Source organism: Streptomyces actuosus, assembly GCF_016921115.1.
Classification (GTDB): domain Bacteria; phylum Actinomycetota; class Actinomycetes; order Streptomycetales; family Streptomycetaceae; genus Streptomyces; species Streptomyces actuosus_A.
Map to the genome: position 1 here is coordinate 40,246 of NZ_JAFFZS010000004.1, position 16,967 is coordinate 57,212.

Sequence of the window (16,967 nt, forward strand, 5' to 3'; positions counted from 1 at the left end):
GGAGGCCCTCCCCGCTGGACGGATCTCCCGAGTGAGAACCCCGAAGAACCCGCAAGACCCGGCGCGCTGTCCGGAGATCTTCCACGTGCGCGGCGCGTACGTACGGCCCGGCCTCCTCCCGCTCCCGGTCGGCCGGCGCCCTGGGCACCGGTCGGCCTTCCCCTTCTCGGAGCGGGCGGGGACCCGGCGGTGCGTCGCGCCGCGCCGGACCTGAGAGGGCCCCTTGAGCCAGAGACACGTCCCGGTGATGCTCCAGCGGTGCCTGGACCTGCTGGCGCCCGCCCTCCGGCGGCCCGGAGCGGTGGTGGCCGACTGCACCCTGGGCCTCGGCGGCCACAGCGAGGCCCTGCTCGACCGCTTCCCCGAGGCACGCCTGATCGGCCTGGACCGCGACAAGGAGGCCCTGCGCCTGTCCGGTGAACGCCTCGCCCCCTACGGCGAGCGCGCCACCCTCGTGCACGCGGTCTACGACGAGCTTCCCGAGGTGCTCGACCGGCTCGGCATCGCGCGTGTGCAGGGCGTCCTGTTCGACCTCGGGGTCTCCTCCATGCAACTGGACGAGGCCGACCGCGGCTTCGCCTACGCGCAGGACGCGCCCCTGGACATGCGCATGGACCAGACGACCGGGATCGGGGCCGCCGAGGTCCTCAACACCTACCCGGCGGGCGAGCTCGTGCGGATCCTGCGGGCGTACGGCGAGGAGAAGCAGGCCAAGCGGATCGTGGCCGCCATCGTGCGCGAGCGCGAGAAGGAGCCGTTCACCACCAGCGCGCGGCTGGTCGACCTGATCCGCGACGCGCTGCCGCAGGCGGCCAAGCGCACCGGCGGCAACCCGGCCAAGCGCACCTTCCAGGCGCTGCGGATCGAGGTCAACGGCGAGCTGTCCGTCCTGGAACGGGCGATCCCGGCCGCCGTCAAGGTCCTCGACGTGGGCGGCCGGATCGCCGTGCTGTCGTACCAGTCGCTGGAGGACCGGCTGGTCAAGCAGGTCCTCGCGGCCGGCGCCGCCTCCACCGCACCCCCCGGCCTGCCCGTCGTCCCCGAGCGCTACCAGCCCCGGCTCAAGCTGCTGACGCGCGGTGCCGAACTTCCCACCGAGGAAGAGATCGCGGACAACCGCCGAGCGGCCCCGGCCCGCCTGCGCGGCGCCGAGCGCATCAGGGAGGACGTGGAGTGACCCACCCGGTCGCGCACACCCGTGGCCCGGTCCCCGGCAGCGACGGACCCCGCGGTGGCGTCCCGGCCGTGCCGGCGCCCGCGGGGACGGACCCGGGGGAGGGCGAGTGAGTAGGAAACCCGAACTGAAGGGACGGGCGGCCCGGCTCGCCCGGCTCCTCCCGGTCACCCCGGCGGCGGGACGGGCGGCCCGCGCCCCCTTCGTCCTGCTCGTGGTCCTGCTCCTCGGCGGCGGCCTCATCGGGCTCCTCGTGCTGAACTCGGCCCTGAGCGAGGGCGCGTTCCAGCTGGACGACCTGCAGAGGGACACCAAGGCGCTCACCGACGAGGAGCAGGCGCTCCAGCGGGACGTCGACGCCTACTCCGCACCCCGGGCCCTTCAGCAGCGTGCCCGCGAACTCGGCATGGTCCCCGGCGGCGACCCGGCGTTCCTCGATCCCGACGGCACGGTCCGCGGCGTACCCTCCCCGGCCTCCGCCGGGCCCGCCGCGTCCCGCCGGCCCCTGGTCCTCGCCCCCGAGGCGATGACCGCCGAGCCGGTTCCCACCGAGTCCGCCACCACCACGGCGCCCGGCGCCCCCGACCCCTCCGACACCGAGGACGCCTCCGGCGGCGCCGAGGAGTCCGGGGCCGCCCCCTCCCCGTCCGCGACGACGCCCCCCGGCAGGTGACGGAAGTGGTCGACAGTTCCGGCAGGCAGCCGCCTCGCCGCCGCGTCCCCGGGCCCGCCCGGCCCGCCCGGCCCGCAGGCTCGCGAGGCTCCGGCAGGCCGCAGCGCCCCGGCCCCGGGGCCCGCTCGGCCCGGCGCCCCGCCCCGCCCCGGTCGGCCGCGCCGCCCCGCCCGCTCCGGCTGGGCCGTCCACGCCCCCGTCTGCGCATGGTCGGCCTCGCGCTGACCCTCGTCATGCTCGCCTTCGTCCTGCGGCTGCTCCAGGTGCAGGCCGTCGACGCGAGCACGTACGCCGCCAAGGCCGAGCAGAACCGGTACGTGGTGCACACCCTGGCCGCCGAGCGCGGCGGGATCACCGACCGCAACGGCGTGGCCCTGGCCACCAGCGTGGACGCGTACGACATCACCGCCGACCCCACGATGTTCACCCGCGAGCAGCTGAAGATCGACGACGGGCCGGAGCAGGCCGCCGCCCTGCTCGCGCCCATCCTGGGCCGGAGCCAGCCGGACATCGTCGCGAAGCTCCGGCCCAAGGACAGGAACCTGCGCTACGTCCGGCTCGCCCTGAGCCGCACCCCGCAGGTGTGGACGCAGATCAAGGACCTGAAGCGGGCGCTCGCCAAGAAGGCCGAGACCGACCGGTCCACGGTGAACGTCCTCGCCGGTGTCTTCGCCGACCCCAGCAGCAAGCGGGTCTACCCCAACGGCGACCTCGCCGCCGGGATACTGGGCTGGGTCAACGCCGAGGGCGTGGGCGGCGGCGGCATCGAGCAGCAACTGGACAAGACGCTCGCCGGCAAGGACGGCAAGATCCGCTACGCCCAGTCCGGCGGCCGGCAGGTGCCCACCGCCGGCTCGACCGAGACGCCCGCGGTGCCCGGGAGCGACATCGAGCTCACCATCGACCGCGACATCCAGTGGGCGGCCCAGAACGCCATCAGCGAGCAGGTGGGGAAGTCCGCGGCGGACCGCGGGTACGTGATCGTGCAGGACACCCGCACCGGCGAGATCCTGGCCATGGCCAACGCGCCCGGCTTCGACCCGAACGACCTCGCCCACGCCGACCCCGCGACGCTGGGCAACCCCGCCCTCCAGGACGCCTACGAACCCGGTTCCACCGCCAAGGTCATGTCGATGGCCGCCGTGCTGGAGGAGAACGCCGCCACGCCGCTGACCCACCTCACGGTACCCAACCGGCTGCACCGGGGCGACCGGCTCTTCCAGGACGACATCGACCACTCGACCTGGTACCTCACCCTCAACGGCGTGCTCGCCAAGTCCTCGAACATCGGCACCATCATGGCGACCGGCGAACTCGGCAGGACCCAGAGCCAGGCGAACCGGATGCTCTACTCCTACCTGCGCAAGTTCGGCATCGGCGGCGCCTCCGGCCTGCGCTTCCCGGGCGAGACCCGAGGCATCCTCGCGGCGCCCGACAAGTGGTCCACCTCGCAGCAGTTCACGATTCCTTTCGGCCAGGGCTTCTCCATCAACGCACTCCAGGCGGCGTCCGTGTACTCGACGATCGCCAACGGCGGCGTCCGCGTCGACCCGACGCTGGTGCGCGGTACCAAGGGGCCCGACGGCCGCTTCACCCCCGCCCCCGCCCCGAAGAAGAACCGCGTGGTCAGCACCGCGACCGCCCGGTCCCTCGCCCAGATGCTGGAGTCGGTCGTCGACGACGAGGAGGGCACCGGCAACAAGGCGCGCATCCCCGGCTACCGGGTCGCCGGCAAGACCGGCACGGCCAACCGCGTGGATCCGGCCACCGGCAAGTACCACGGCTACACGTCGTCGTTCGCCGGGTTCGCGCCCGCCGACAACCCCCGCATCACCGTCTACTGCGCCATCCAGAACGCCACCAAGGGAAGCTACTTCGGTGGTCAGATCTGTGGACCCATCTACAAACAGGTGATGGAGTTCGCGCTGAAGACTCTTCAGGTCCCGCCGACCGGCGCCAAGGCCGCGAACCTGCCCGTCACCTTCGAACCCTGACCGCCCCCGACCCGACCCCGTCGTCACCATCCCTGATCAGCGCGACCAGCCAGGAACGACCCGTGACCATGACCACTCCCCAGCCCGGGAACCAGGACGCCTCCGGCCCCTCACTTCGCCCGCAGGCGGGTGCGCCCGGTACGCTCACCGCCGTGCCACACGCTGATCAGTCCCAAACCACCCAGAAGGGCCAGCCCGTGAACCATCCGGGACCGCCCCGACCGGCGCAGGTCTCCGCCGCACCCCTCGCGGACCTCGCCGCCGAGCTGGGTGTCACCGCGCCGGAGAGCACCGCCGAGGTCACGGGCATCACCCACGACTCGCGCGCCGTCCGCCCCGGCGACCTGTACGCCGCCCTCCCCGGCGCCCGGGCGCACGGCGCCGACTTCGTCACCCAGGCCGCCGGCCTGGGCGCGGTCGCCGTGCTCACCGATCCGTCGGGCGCCGAACGCGCGGCGGCCACCGGCCTGCCGGTGCTCGTCGTGGACGACCCGCGCGGACGGATGGGCGAACTGGCGGCCACGATCTACGGCAACCCCGGCCGCGATCTGCTCCAGATCGGCATCACGGGCACCTCCGGCAAGACCACCACCGCCTACCTCGTCGAGGGCGGGCTGAGGACCGCGCACAGCACCGGACTCATCGGCACCGTCGAGATGCGCATCGGCGACACGCGCATCAAGTCCGAGCGCACCACCCCCGAAGCCACCGATCTGCAGGCCCTGTTCGCCGTCATGCGCGAACGCGGCGTCGACGCGGTCGCCATGGAGGTCTCCAGCCACGCCCTGGTGCTCGGACGCGTGGACGGCTGCGTCTTCGACGTCGCCGTCTTCACCAACCTCAGCCCGGAGCACATGGAGTTCCACTCCGACATGGAGGACTACTTCCGGGCCAAGGCGCAGCTGTTCACACCGGAGCGCAGCAGGCGCGGCGTGGTCAACCTCGACGACGAGTACGGCCGCCGGCTCGTGCACGAGGCGACCGTCCCCGTGGTCACCTACTCCGCCGAGGGCCACCCCGACGCCGACTGGCGCGCCGAGGACGTCGAGGTCGGTCCGCTGGACTCGACGTTCACCGTCGTCGGGCCCGCAGGACAGCGCATCGCCGCCCGGTCCCCGCTCGCGGGCCCCTTCAACGTGGCGAACACCCTCGCCGCCGTCGTCGCCCTCGCCGTCGCCGGCCTCGACCCGCAGGCGGCCGCCGACGGCATCGCCGCCGTGCCCGGTGTACCGGGCCGCCTGGAGCGCGTGGACGCCGGGCAGCCGTATCTCGCGGTCGTCGACTACGCGCACAAGACGGACGCCGTCGAGTCGGTGCTCAGGGCCCTGCGCAAGGTCACCAAGGGCCGGCTGCACATCGTGCTCGGCTGCGGCGGTGACCGCGACACCACCAAGCGCGGCCCGATGGGCGCCGCCGCGGCACGGTTCGCCGACACCGCCGTACTGACCTCCGACAACCCTCGCTCGGAGGATCCGCTCGCGATCCTCGCCGCGATGCTCCAGGGCGCCGCCTCCGTGCCCGCGCACGAGCGCGGCGAGGTCGCCCTCTTCGAGGACCGGGCCGCGGCGATCGCCGCCGCCGTCGCCCGCGCGCACCCCGGGGACACCGTGCTGGTCGCGGGCAAGGGCCACGAGCAGGGCCAGGACATCGCCGGGGTGGTGCGTCCCTTCGACGACCGCCAGGTGCTTCGCGAAGCTATCCAGAAGACCCAGGGATGAATTTGTGATCGCCCTCTCCCTCGCCGAGATCGCCGAAGTCGTCGGCGGGCAGACGTACGACATACCGGATACGTCGGTGCAGGTCACCGGGCCGGTCGTCCGGGACTCCCGCGAGGCGGGGCCCGGCACCCTGTTCGTCGCCTTCCGCGGCGAGCGCGTGGACGGCCACGACTTCGCGCCGGCGGTCGTGGCGGCGGGCGCGGTGGCCGTGCTGGCCTCGCGCCCGGTCGGCGTCCCCGCGGTCGTCGTCGAGGACGTCCAGGCCGCCCTCGGCGCGCTCGCCCGGCACGTCGTACGGCGGCTCGGCGCCACCCTCGTCGCCCTGACCGGCTCGGCGGGCAAGACCGGCACCAAGGACCTCATCGCCCAGGTGCTCCGCCGCAAGGCGCCGACGGTGTTCACGCCCGGCTCCCTCAACAACGAGATCGGGCTGCCGCTGACGGCGCTGTCCGCCACCGAGGACACGAGGTTCCTCGTCCTGGAGATGGGCGCGCGCGGCATCGGTCACATCCGCTACCTCGCCGGTCTGACGCCGCCGAGGATCGGCGTGGTGCTGAACGTCGGCAGCGCCCACATCGGGGAGTTCGGCGGCCGGGAGCAGATCGCGCAGGCCAAGGGCGAACTCGTCGAGGCGCTTCCGGAGGACGGGGCCGCGATCCTCAACGCGGACGACCCCTACGTGCGGGCCATGGCCACCCGGACCAAGGCGAAGGTGGTCCTCTTCGGCGAGAGCGACGAAGCGGACGTACGTGCCGAGAACGTGCGACTCACGGACAGCGGACAGCCCTCGTTCAGGCTTCTCACACCCTCCGGTGCAAGCGATGTGACCATGCGCCTGTACGGTGAGCACCACGTGTCGAACGCGCTCGCCGCGGCGTCCGTCGCCCATGAGCTGGGCATGTCCGCGGAAGAGATCGCCACCGCGCTCTCCGAGGCGGGCTCCCTCTCCCGCTGGCGCATGGAGGTCACCGAGCGCCCGGACGGCGTGACGATCGTCAACGACGCCTACAACGCGAACCCCGAGTCCATGCGGGCCGCCCTGCGCGCACTGGTGGCCATGGGTGAGGCCTCACGGGCACGAGGGGGGCGCACGTGGGCGGTGCTCGGCCAGATGGCCGAGCTGGGGGACGAGGCGCTCGCCGAGCACGACGCGGTCGGACGGCTCGCCGTCCGGCTCAACGTCAGCAAGCTCGTCGCGGTCGGTGGCAGGGAAGCCGCCTGGCTGCAACTGGGCGCATATAACGAGGGTTCGTGGGGTGAGGAGTCGGTGCACGTGTCCGACGCACAGGCGGCGGTCGACCTGTTGCGCAGCGAGTTGCGCCCGGGGGACGTCGTACTCGTGAAGGCGTCCCGGGCGGTCGGTCTGGAGAGCGTGGCGCAGGCGCTGCTGGAGACCGGTGCCGAGGGTGAGGTTTCCGCCCGATGATGAAGCAGATCCTGTTCGCAGGAGTCATTGGTCTGTTCCTGACCCTGGTCGGCACCCCGCTGCTGATCAAGTTGCTGGCCCGCAAGGGGTACGGCCAGTACATCCGCGACGACGGCCCGCGCGAGCACGCCAGCAAGCGCGGTACGCCGACGATGGGCGGCATCGCCTTCATCCTGGCGACGGTCGCCGCGTACTTCCTGTCGAAGGTGATCACGACCTGGACCACCGACCGGGCAGCCACGCCGACCTTCTCCGGTGTGCTCGTCCTCGGCCTGATGGTCGGCATGGGCCTGGTCGGCTTCCTCGACGACTACATCAAGATCGTCAAGCGGCGTTCGCTGGGCCTGCGCGCCAAGGCCAAGATGGCCGGCCAGCTCATCGTCGGCATCTCCTTCGCGGTGCTCGCGCTCCAGTTCCAGGACGCCCGCGGCAACACCCCTGCCTCCACGAAGCTGTCGTTCATCACCGACTTCGGCTGGACGATCGGCCCGGTGCTGTTCGTCGTCTGGGCGCTGTTCATGATCCTTGCGATGTCGAACGGCGTGAACCTGACCGACGGTCTGGACGGTCTGGCCACCGGCGCCTCCGTGCTCGTCTTCGGCGCCTACACCTTCATCGGCGTCTGGCAGTTCCAGGAGTCCTGCGCCAACGCGCTGACCCTCACCAACCCCAACGCCTGCTACGAGGTGCGCGACCCGCTGGACCTGGCGGTCGTCGCCTCCGCTCTGATGGGCGCCTGCCTGGGCTTCCTGTGGTGGAACACCTCGCCGGCGAAGATCTTCATGGGCGACACCGGCTCCCTCGCCCTCGGCGGTGTCCTCACGGGCCTGGCCATCTGCTCCCGCACGGAGCTGCTGGTGGCCATCATGGGCGGCCTGTTCGTGCTGATCACCATGTCGGTGGTCATCCAGGTCGGCTCCTTCCGCCTCACCGGCAAGCGCGTCTTCCGCATGGCGCCGCTCCAGCACCACTTCGAACTCAAGGGCTGGTCCGAGGTCCTGGTCGTGGTCCGCTTCTGGATCATCCAGGGCATCTGTGTGATCGTCGGACTGGGCCTCTTCTATGCAGGATGGGCAGCGGACAAGTGACCTCCTCGGTGTCCTCGCAGCGCGACGGCTCGCCGTCGTTCCACGGCAGGCACGTCACCGTCGCCGGGCTCGGCGTCTCCGGCATCCCGGCGGCCAAGGTGCTGCACGGCCTCGGCGCGAAGGTGACCGTCGTCAACGACGGCGACGACGCACGCGCGCGTGAGCAGGCCGCACAGCTTCAGGCGCTCGGTGTGACCGTGCGCCTGGGCGACGGCGCGACCCTGCCCGAGGGCACCGACCTCATCGTCACCGCGCCCGGCTGGAAGCCGGACAAACCCCTGTTCGTCGCCGCCGCGAAGGCGGGCGTCCCCGTCTGGGGCGACGTCGAGCTGGCCTGGCGGCTGCGCGGCCCCGACGCCGCGCCCTGGCTGTGCGTGACCGGGACCAACGGCAAGACGACGACCGTGCAGATGCTCGCCTCGATCCTCACGGCCGCCGGTCTGCGCACCGCCGCCGTCGGCAACATCGGCGTCTCACTGCTGGACGCGGTGCTCGGCGACGAGCCGTACGACGTCCTCGCCGTGGAGCTGTCCAGCTACCAGCTGCACTGGGCGCCCTCCCTGCGCGCCCACTCCGCCGCCGTGCTCAACCTGGCCCCCGACCACCTCGACTGGCACGGCTCCATGGAGGCCTACGCCGCCGACAAGGGCCGTATCTACGAGGGCAACCGCGTCGCCTGCGTCTACAACGTCGCCGACGGGGCCACCGAGGACCTGGTGCGCGAGGCCGACGTCGAGGAGGGCTGCCGGGCCGTCGGCTTCACCCTCGGACCGCCCGCGCCGTCCCAACTCGGCGTCGTGGAGGGCCTCCTCGTCGACCGCGCATTCGTCGAGAACCGGCAGAGGAACGCCCAGGAACTCGCCGAGGTCTCCGACGTCCGGCCGTCCGCCCCGCACAACATCGCCAACGCCCTTGCGGCCGCCGCCCTCGCCCGCGCTTTCGGGGTGGCTCCGGCGGCGGTGCGCGAAGGGCTGCGCGCCTTCCGGCCCGACGCCCACCGCATCGCGCACGTCGCCGACGTCGGCGGGGTGGCGTACGTCGACGACTCCAAGGCGACCAACACCCACGCCGCACAGGCCTCGTTGGCGGCCTACGAGTCGATCGTGTGGATCGCGGGCGGTCTGGCGAAGGGCGCGGTCTTCGACGAGCTGGTCGCCGGGTCGGCGAAGCACCTGCGCGGGGCCGTGCTGATGGGCGCCGACCGTGCCCTGATCCGGGAAGCCCTGGCGCGACACGCCCCGGAGGTACCCGTGGTCGACCTCGACCGGACCGACACTGGGGCGATGCTCCAGGCGGTGACGGAAGCCCAGCGGCTCGCGCAGCCCGGGGACACGGTGCTGCTGGCCCCGGCCTGCGCCTCCATGGACATGTTCACCAATTACAACCAGCGCGGTGACGCGTTCGCGGCGGCGGTCCGCGAGCTCGAAGCCTGACCCCGGCCGCCCGCCGGGCGGATCTTGGGAGGGACGCGTGGGACGGCCGACGTTCGATGGAGGCGCCGATGCCCAGTAGCCGTACCGGCCGGCCGCCCGTGCAGCGGGCCCCCCGGCGTCCCGCCCCCGTCCGCCCGGTCCGCGAGAACCCCGTTCGGCGGCTGCTCGACCGGGCCCGCAAGGCCTGGGACCGGCCGCTGACCGCGTACTACCTGATCCTCGGCGGCAGCCTGCTGATCACCGTGCTCGGTCTGGTGATGGTGTACTCGGCATCCCAGATCACCGCGCTGCAGATGTCGCTGCCCGGCTCCTACTTCTTCCGCAAGCAGCTGCTGGCCGCCGCCATCGGCGGCATCCTGCTGTACGCCGCCTCGCGGATGCCGGTCAAGCTGCACCGGGCGCTGGCCTACCCCATCCTGGCCGGCGCCGTGTTCCTGATGATCCTGGTGCAGGTGCCGGGGATAGGGCATGCCGTCAACGGGAACCAGAACTGGCTCTCCGTCGGGGGCCCCTTCCAGCTCCAGCCGAGCGAGTTCGGCAAGCTCGCCCTCGTGCTGTGGGGCGCCGACCTGCTGGCCCGCAAGCAGGACAAGAAGCTGCTGACCCAGTGGAAGCACATGCTGGTCCCGCTGGTCCCGGTCGGCTTCCTGCTGCTCGGGCTGATCATGCTCGGCGGCGACATGGGCACCGCGATCATCCTGACGGCGATCCTGTTCGGCCTGCTGTGGCTCGCGGGCGCGCCCACCCGGCTCTTCGTCGGCGTCCTCTCCGTCGCCGGCGCCATCGGCGCGATCCTGATCAGGACCAGCCCCAACCGCATGGCCCGGCTCGCCTGCATCGGCGCCACCGAGCCCCGCTCCGGCGCCGCCGACTGCTGGCAGGCCGTGCACGGCATCTACGCCCTCGCGTCCGGCGGGATCTTCGGCTCCGGACTCGGTGCGAGTGTGGAAAAATGGGGCCAACTCCCCGAAGCGCACACCGACTTCATCTTCGCGGTCACCGGTGAGGAACTGGGACTGGCGGGGACGCTGTCGGTACTCGCCCTGTTCGCGGCTCTAGGCTATGCGGGTATCCGCGTGGCCGGACGCACGGAGGACCCCTTCGTCAGGTATGCCGCGGGAGGAGTGACCACCTGGATCACCGCCCAGGCGGTGGTCAACATCGGTGCGGTGCTCGGTCTGCTGCCGATCGCCGGTGTCCCCCTCCCGCTGTTCTCCTACGGAGGTTCCGCCCTCCTGCCGACCATGTTCGCCGTCGGACTGCTGATCGCCTTCGCGCGTGAGGAGCCCGGTGCGCGGGCGGCGCTTGCGGTGCGGCAACCTCGCTTTGGTAGAAAGCGGGGGGCCGGGGGTCCCGCGGGACCCAGGAGATGGAACACGATGCGACGGCGTGCCACGGTGGCGCGCTCGTCCGGAGAGCGGTGAATTTCGGTGCATGTCGTACTCGCCGGCGGGGGTACCGCGGGCCACATCGAGCCCGCGCTCGCCCTCGCGGACGCCCTGCGCAGGCAGGACCCGACCGTGGGGATCACGGCTCTGGGCACGGAGCGCGGCCTGGAGACCCAACTGGTCCCGCAGCGGGGCTACGAGCTGGCGCTGATCCCGGCCGTCCCGCTGCCGCGCAAGCCCACGCCCGAGCTGATCACCGTCCCGGGCCGGCTGCGCGGCACCATCAAGGCCGCCGAGCAGATCCTGGAGCGCACCAAGGCCGACGCCGTCGTCGGCTTCGGCGGCTACGTCGCCCTGCCCGGCTACCTCGCCGCCAAGCGTCTGGGCGTGCCGATCGTCATCCACGAGGCGAACGCCCGCCCCGGTCTCGCCAACAAGATCGGCTCCCGGTACGCCGCCCAGGTCGCCGTCGCGACCCCCGACAGCAAGCTGCGGGGCGCGCGCTACATCGGGATCCCGCTGCGGCACTCCATCGCGACCCTGGACCGGGCCGCCGCCCGCCCCGAGGCCCGGGCGATGTTCGGGCTCGACCCCAACCTGCCGACGCTGCTCGTCTCCGGCGGCTCGCAGGGTGCGCGCCGCCTCAACGAGGTCGTCCAGCAGGTCGCGCCCTGGCTCCAGCAGGCCGGTATCCAGATCCTGCACGCGGTCGGCCCGAAGAACGAACTGCCGCAGGTCCACCAGATGCCGGGAATGCCGCCCTACATCCCGGTAAGTTACCTGGACCGGATGGACCTCGCGTACGCCGCGGCCGACATGATGCTGTGCCGCGCGGGTGCGATGACCGTCGCCGAACTCTCCGCCGTCGGGCTTCCGGCCGCCTACGTCCCCCTGCCGATCGGCAACGGCGAGCAGCGGCTGAACGCTCAGCCGGTGGTGAAGGCGGGCGGCGGACTCCTCGTCGACGACGCGGACCTGACGCCGGAGTGGGTGCAGCAGAACGTCCTTCCCGTGCTCGCCGACCCCCACCGGCTCTACCAGATGTCCCGCTCCGCCGCCGAGTTCGGCCGCCGGGACGCCGACGACCTGCTCGTCGGCATGGTGCACGAGGCGATCGCCGCCGCGCACCGCTAGGCACGTGTGACGAAAGGGCAGGAGCGTGGCCGGACCCACCACCGCCGAGCGCGGTCGGCGCCAGCAGGAGACGTCCGGCCCGCCCCTCGTCCGGAGGCTCCGGAGGCTGGGGCCGCGCCGGCTTCGTAGGATCATCATCCTGGCGTTGGCCGTCGTCCTCCTCGGGGCGGGCGGTGTCTGGACGTTGTACGGCTCGCCGTGGCTGCGCGTGGAGCGCGTCCCGGTCTCCGGCACCCGCGTCCTCACACCCGCACAGGTGCGCGAGGCGGCCCGGGTTCCGGTCGGGGCGCCTCTGGCGTCCGTCGACACCGAGGCGATCGCGGCACGACTGCGGCGGGAACTGCCCCGGATCGACACGGTGGACGTGGTCCGTTCCTGGCCTCATGCGATCGGGCTGAAAGTGGTCGAGCGCACCCCGGTGCTTCTGGTCCCCAAGGGCGGAAAATATGTGGAAGTGGACGACGGGGGAGTCCGGTACGCCACGGTTTCCGACGCCCCGAAAGGCGTGCCGCTGCTCGACCTCTCGGTCTCCCGCTCGGGTTCGGGCGCGGCCGGCCTGCGCCGCTTCGGAACGGACCGGCTGCTGCGGGAGGCAGTCGAGGTCGCCGGCTCCCTTCCGGCCGCCGTCGCCCGCGAGACCAGGGTCGTCAAGCTGCGCTCCTTCGACGACATCTCACTGGACTTGACCGGCGACCGGACGGTCGCCTGGGGCAGCGCCGAGAAGGGGCACGCCAAGGCCCGAACCCTCGCCGCGTTGATGAAAGCGGCACCCGATGCGCGGCACTTCGACGTGAGTGTCCCCACCGCCCCTGCGTCATCGGGGAGTTGACGCACATCTGCGCAGGCCAGCACCCTGGTTGGGCAGCGCTACGGCTGATCACATAGGGTGAAAAGAAAAACGGGAGGTTCGGCGTGTTCGTTGAACGTGCGCCACTTGTCGACTTAGTGTCCTGTTCAGAAGACTCCAGCGAACAGACACACTGGTAACCCTAAACTTCAGCGTTAGGGTTCGGGTCGGCGATTCGGACCGTCCCATTCGGCATCAGTCGGCGGAGCGCGACGCAACGCGAGACGGCGACACGTAACTCGAGGCGAGAGGCCTTCGACGTGGCAGCACCGCAGAACTACCTCGCAGTCATCAAAGTCATCGGTGTCGGCGGCGGTGGTGTCAATGCCATCAACCGGATGATCGAGGTCGGTCTCAAGGGCGTCGAGTTCATCGCCATCAACACCGACGCGCAGGCGCTGTTGATGAGCGACGCCGACGTCAAGCTCGACGTCGGCCGCGAACTCACCCGCGGACTCGGCGCCGGGGCGAACCCGGCCGTCGGCCGCAAAGCCGCCGAGGACCACCGCGAGGAGATCGAGGAGGTCCTCAAGGGGGCCGACATGGTCTTCGTGACGGCCGGTGAAGGCGGCGGCACCGGCACCGGCGGCGCGCCCGTCGTCGCCAACATCGCCCGCTCCCTGGGCGCCCTCACCATCGGCGTGGTCACCCGCCCGTTCACCTTCGAGGGGCGGCGGCGCGCCAACCAGGCCGAGGACGGCATCGCCGAACTGCGCGAAGAGGTCGACACCCTCATCGTCATCCCCAACGACCGGCTGCTGTCCATCTCGGACCGTCAGGTCTCCGTCCTGGACGCCTTCAAGTCGGCCGACCAGGTCCTGCTCTCCGGCGTCCAGGGCATCACCGACCTGATCACCACGCCCGGCCTGATCAACCTCGACTTCGCCGACGTGAAGTCGGTGATGTCCGAGGCCGGTTCGGCCCTGATGGGCATCGGCTCGGCCCGCGGCGACGACCGCGCGGTGGCCGCCGCCGAGATGGCGATCTCCTCGCCGCTGCTGGAGGCATCCATCGACGGCGCCCGCGGCGTGCTGCTCTCCATCTCCGGCGGCAGCGACCTCGGGCTCTTCGAGATCAACGAGGCCGCCCAGCTGGTCAGCGAGGCGGCCCACCCCGAGGCCAACATCATCTTCGGCGCGGTGATCGACGACGCCCTGGGCGACGAGGTCCGGGTCACCGTGATCGCGGCCGGCTTCGACGGCGGCCAGCCCCCGGCCCGCCGGGAGAACGGCCTCGGCTCGGCCTCCTCCTCTTCTTCCGCGTCGCCCTCCTCCGGGCCTCGCCGCGAGGAGGACGCGCCGGCGCGTCCGGCGGAGAGCCGTCCGTCCTTCGGCTCGCTCGGCAGCGTGACGCCGAAGGAGGCGCCGGAGCCCGCCCCCGCGCCGGAGCCCGCGGCGGAGATCCCGGTCTCCCCGCCGATCCCGCCGTCGCGGTACGCGGACAGCGCGGCAGAGGAACTGGACGTACCGGACTTCCTCAAGTGATCCTTCTGACGTGATAGGACAGCGCGACATCGCGAACGGCGCGCACTTCGCCTTCACCGACCGGTGGGGCGGGGTGAGCGCCGTTCCGTACGAGGAGCTCAACCTCGGCGGCGCGGTCGGTGACGACCCCGGCGCCGTACGGACCAACCGGGAGCGGGCGGCCGGCTCGCTGGGCCTGGACCCGGCCCGGGTGGTCTGGATGAATCAGGTGCACGGCAACGAGGTGGCGGTCGTCGACGGCCCGTGGGGTACCGCGGACGTCCCCGCCGTGGACGCCGTGGTCACCGTCCGGCGGGGGCTCGCCCTGGCCGTGCTCACCGCCGACTGCACACCGGTCCTGCTCGCCGACCCCGTCGCCGGCGTCGCCGCCGCGGCCCACGCGGGCCGGCCCGGGATGATCGCCGGGGTGGTCCCCGCGGCCGTGCGCGCGATGACCGAGCTCGGCGCCGAACCGTCCCGGATCCTCGCCCGCACCGGGCCCGCCGTCTGCGGTCGGTGCTACGAGGTGCCCGAGCGGATGCGCGCCGAGGTGGCCGCCGTCGAACCGGCGGCGCATTCCGAGACGAGCTGGGGCACTCCGGCGGTCGACGTGACCGCCGGAGTGCACGCACAGCTGGCACGGCTGGGGGTGCACGACCGGGCGCAGTCGCCGGTGTGCACGCTGGAGTCGGCTGACCACTTCTCGTACCGCCGCGACCGCACCACGGGTCGGCTCGCGGGCTACGTCTGGCTGGACTGATGGGGCATGACGGACCGTAAGGACGAACTCGCCGCGAACCTGGCGAAGGTGGAGCGCCGCATCGCCGCGGCATGCGCGGCCGCGGGGCGGGAGCGCGACGAGGTGACCCTGATCGTGGTCACCAAGACGTATCCGGCGAGCGACGTGCGGATGCTGTCGGAGCTCGGCGTGCGCCATGTGGCCGAGAACCGCGACCAGGACGCGGCCCCCAAGGCCGCCGCCTGCTCGGATCTGCCACTCACCTGGCACTTCGTGGGCCAGCTGCAGACCAACAAAGTCCGATCCGTGGTCGGTTATGCCGATGTCGTGCAGTCCGTGGACCGGTCCCGGCTGGTGACCGCCCTGTCCCGGGAGGCCGTGCGGGCCGGACGCGAGATCGGCTGCCTCCTCCAGGTCGCGCTCGACGCGGAGGAGAGCGGACGGGAGCCGGGGGGAGCGGGGGTCTCCCCGGGCGGACGCGGTGGGGTGGTGCCCGCGGGCATCGGTGAGTTGGCCGGCCTCGTCGCCGACTCGCCGGGGCTGCGGCTCGACGGACTGATGACCGTCGCCCCGCTCACCGGGCGGTTCGCGGGACGGCAACGGGCGGCGTTCGAGCGGTTGATGGATTTGTCGACTGACCTGCGCCGTGCCCATCCGGCTGCGAACATGGTCTCCGCAGGGATGAGTGCGGACCTCGAGGAGGCCGTGGCGGCCGGGGCGACACATGTGCGCGTCGGCACTGCGGTACTCGGAGTCCGCCCCAGGCTCGGGTAACGTCGCCAGGAAGTCGGACCACAGCAGAAAATATGGTCATTACCGCCGAAGGCGGGCACAAGGACCACGTGGATCGCGGGCACTTGGCAGTCGTCAGCCGATCCACCACAGAGCGGAGGACTCAGAGCATGGCCGGCGCGATGCGCAAGATGGCGGTCTACCTCGGCCTCGTGGAGGACGATGGGTACGACGGCCGCGGATTCGACCCCGACGACGACTTCGAGCCCGAGCTGGACCCGGAGCCCGAGCGGGACCACCGTCGACACGAGGTGTCCCACCCGTCGCACGGCGCACATCAGTCCCAAAGGGACGAAGAGGTGCGAGTCGTGCAGCCTCCCGCGCCGCGCGAGCCCGTGGCCCGGTCTGCTTCGCTGCCCGCGGAATCCGGGCGCCCGGCGCGTATCGCGCCCGTGGCGTCCATCACACAAGAACGTCAGTCCCTGGAGAAGAACGCACCGGTGATCATGCCCAAAGTCGTGTCGGAACGAGAGCCGTACCGGATCACCACGCTTCACCCGCGGACGTACAACGAGGCCCGTACCATCGGGGAACACTTCCGTGAGGGCACCCCGGTGATCATGAATCTGACTGAGATGGATGACACAGACGCGAAGCGACTTGTCGACTTTGCGGCTGGTTTGGTGTTTGGTCTTCACGGCAGCATCGAGCGGGTGACGCAGAAGGTGTTCCTGTTGTCGCCTGCTAACGTCGATGTCACGGCGGAGGACAAGGCCCGCATCGCAGAAGGCGGGTTCTTCAACCAGAGCTGAGACGCACGACCGGAAAACGCAGGAACAGGGGAGAGGGAAGCACAGGCCATGAGCGTGTTCGCGCAGGTGATCTACATCGCGCTGATGGTTTTCCTCATCGTGTTGATCTTCCGGTTGGTCATGGACTACGTCTTCCAGTTCGCCCGCTCGTGGCAACCCGGCAAGGCGATGGTGGTCGTCCTTGAGGCCACCTACACTGTCACCGATCCACCGTTGAAGCTTCTGCGGCGGTTCATTCCGCCGCTGCGTCTCGGGGGCGTGGCGCTCGACCTGTCCTTCTTCGTACTGATGATCATCGTCTATGTTCTCCTCTCCATCGTGCAGAGGTTCGTGTGATGAATGTGGA

General features: G+C 71.5%; 15 protein-coding genes. All 15 read left to right on the forward strand.

What is annotated here, in order from left to right:
* Positions 1-223: 223 nt before the first annotated feature.
* A complete protein-coding gene (gene rsmH, locus JS756_RS07160; protein WP_205382127.1) occupies positions 224-1,177 on the forward strand; it encodes a 16S rRNA (cytosine(1402)-N(4))-methyltransferase RsmH in 954 nt (317 codons plus the stop codon).
* 106 nt (positions 1,178-1,283) lie between these two features.
* Positions 1,284-1,847 (forward strand): cell division protein FtsL, encoded by a 564-nt coding sequence (gene ftsL / locus JS756_RS07165; RefSeq protein ID WP_205382128.1) that lies wholly within the window; start codon positions 1,284-1,286, stop codon positions 1,845-1,847.
* 5 nt (positions 1,848-1,852) lie between these two features.
* The gene (locus tag JS756_RS07170) at positions 1,853-3,841 is read left to right on the forward strand and encodes a peptidoglycan D,D-transpeptidase FtsI family protein (RefSeq protein ID WP_307790380.1); all 1,989 of its coding nucleotides are present in this window, start codon (positions 1,853-1,855) and stop codon (positions 3,839-3,841) included.
* Between the two features lie 197 nt (positions 3,842-4,038).
* Complete coding sequence (locus tag JS756_RS07175; protein ID WP_205382381.1) at positions 4,039-5,559, forward strand: UDP-N-acetylmuramoyl-L-alanyl-D-glutamate--2,6-diaminopimelate ligase; 1,521 nt, start codon at positions 4,039-4,041, stop codon at positions 5,557-5,559.
* A gap of 4 nt (positions 5,560-5,563) precedes the next feature.
* Positions 5,564-6,985, forward strand: coding sequence for a UDP-N-acetylmuramoyl-tripeptide--D-alanyl-D-alanine ligase (locus JS756_RS07180; protein ID WP_205382131.1), 1,422 nt, complete (start codon positions 5,564-5,566; stop codon positions 6,983-6,985).
* A complete protein-coding gene (mraY, locus tag JS756_RS07185) occupies positions 6,985-8,073 on the forward strand; it encodes a phospho-N-acetylmuramoyl-pentapeptide-transferase (RefSeq protein WP_205382382.1) in 1,089 nt (362 codons plus the stop codon). Before JS756_RS07180 ends, mraY begins: the two co-directional genes overlap by 1 nt.
* Positions 8,055-9,506 carry a UDP-N-acetylmuramoyl-L-alanine--D-glutamate ligase gene (gene murD / locus JS756_RS07190; protein ID WP_240203410.1) on the forward strand — a complete coding sequence of 484 codons (1,452 nt, stop codon included), beginning with the start codon at positions 8,055-8,057 and terminating at the stop codon, positions 9,504-9,506. The genes mraY and murD overlap by 19 nt, the downstream gene beginning before the upstream one ends.
* A gap of 68 nt (positions 9,507-9,574) precedes the next feature.
* The gene (gene ftsW / locus JS756_RS07195; protein WP_205382133.1) at positions 9,575-10,930 is read left to right on the forward strand and encodes a putative lipid II flippase FtsW; all 1,356 of its coding nucleotides are present in this window, start codon (positions 9,575-9,577) and stop codon (positions 10,928-10,930) included.
* Between the two features lie 6 nt (positions 10,931-10,936).
* Positions 10,937-12,028 carry an undecaprenyldiphospho-muramoylpentapeptide beta-N-acetylglucosaminyltransferase gene (gene murG, locus JS756_RS07200; protein WP_205382134.1) on the forward strand — a complete coding sequence of 364 codons (1,092 nt, stop codon included), beginning with the start codon at positions 10,937-10,939 and terminating at the stop codon, positions 12,026-12,028.
* 25 nt (positions 12,029-12,053) lie between these two features.
* Positions 12,054-12,857, forward strand: coding sequence for a cell division protein FtsQ/DivIB (locus tag JS756_RS07205; RefSeq protein ID WP_205382136.1), 804 nt, complete (start codon positions 12,054-12,056; stop codon positions 12,855-12,857).
* 278 nt (positions 12,858-13,135) lie between these two features.
* Positions 13,136-14,359, forward strand: a complete 1,224-nt coding sequence (ftsZ, locus tag JS756_RS07210; protein ID WP_205382137.1) for a cell division protein FtsZ — start codon at positions 13,136-13,138, stop codon at positions 14,357-14,359.
* 10 nt (positions 14,360-14,369) lie between these two features.
* Positions 14,370-15,098: a peptidoglycan editing factor PgeF gene (pgeF, locus tag JS756_RS07215; protein ID WP_205382139.1), complete on the forward strand. Its 729-nt coding sequence runs from the start codon at positions 14,370-14,372 to the stop codon at positions 15,096-15,098.
* A gap of 6 nt (positions 15,099-15,104) precedes the next feature.
* Entirely contained in the window at positions 15,105-15,851 is a 747-nt protein-coding gene (locus tag JS756_RS07220) for a YggS family pyridoxal phosphate-dependent enzyme (RefSeq protein ID WP_205382140.1), read from the forward strand.
* A 128-nt stretch (positions 15,852-15,979) separates the two neighbouring features.
* Positions 15,980-16,621 (forward strand): cell division protein SepF, encoded by a 642-nt coding sequence (locus tag JS756_RS07225; RefSeq protein WP_205382141.1) that lies wholly within the window; start codon positions 15,980-15,982, stop codon positions 16,619-16,621.
* A gap of 48 nt (positions 16,622-16,669) precedes the next feature.
* On the forward strand, positions 16,670-16,957 hold the full coding sequence (locus JS756_RS07230) for a YggT family protein (RefSeq protein WP_205382142.1): 288 nt from the start codon (positions 16,670-16,672) through the stop codon (positions 16,955-16,957).
* Positions 16,958-16,967: the final 10 nt, after the last annotated feature.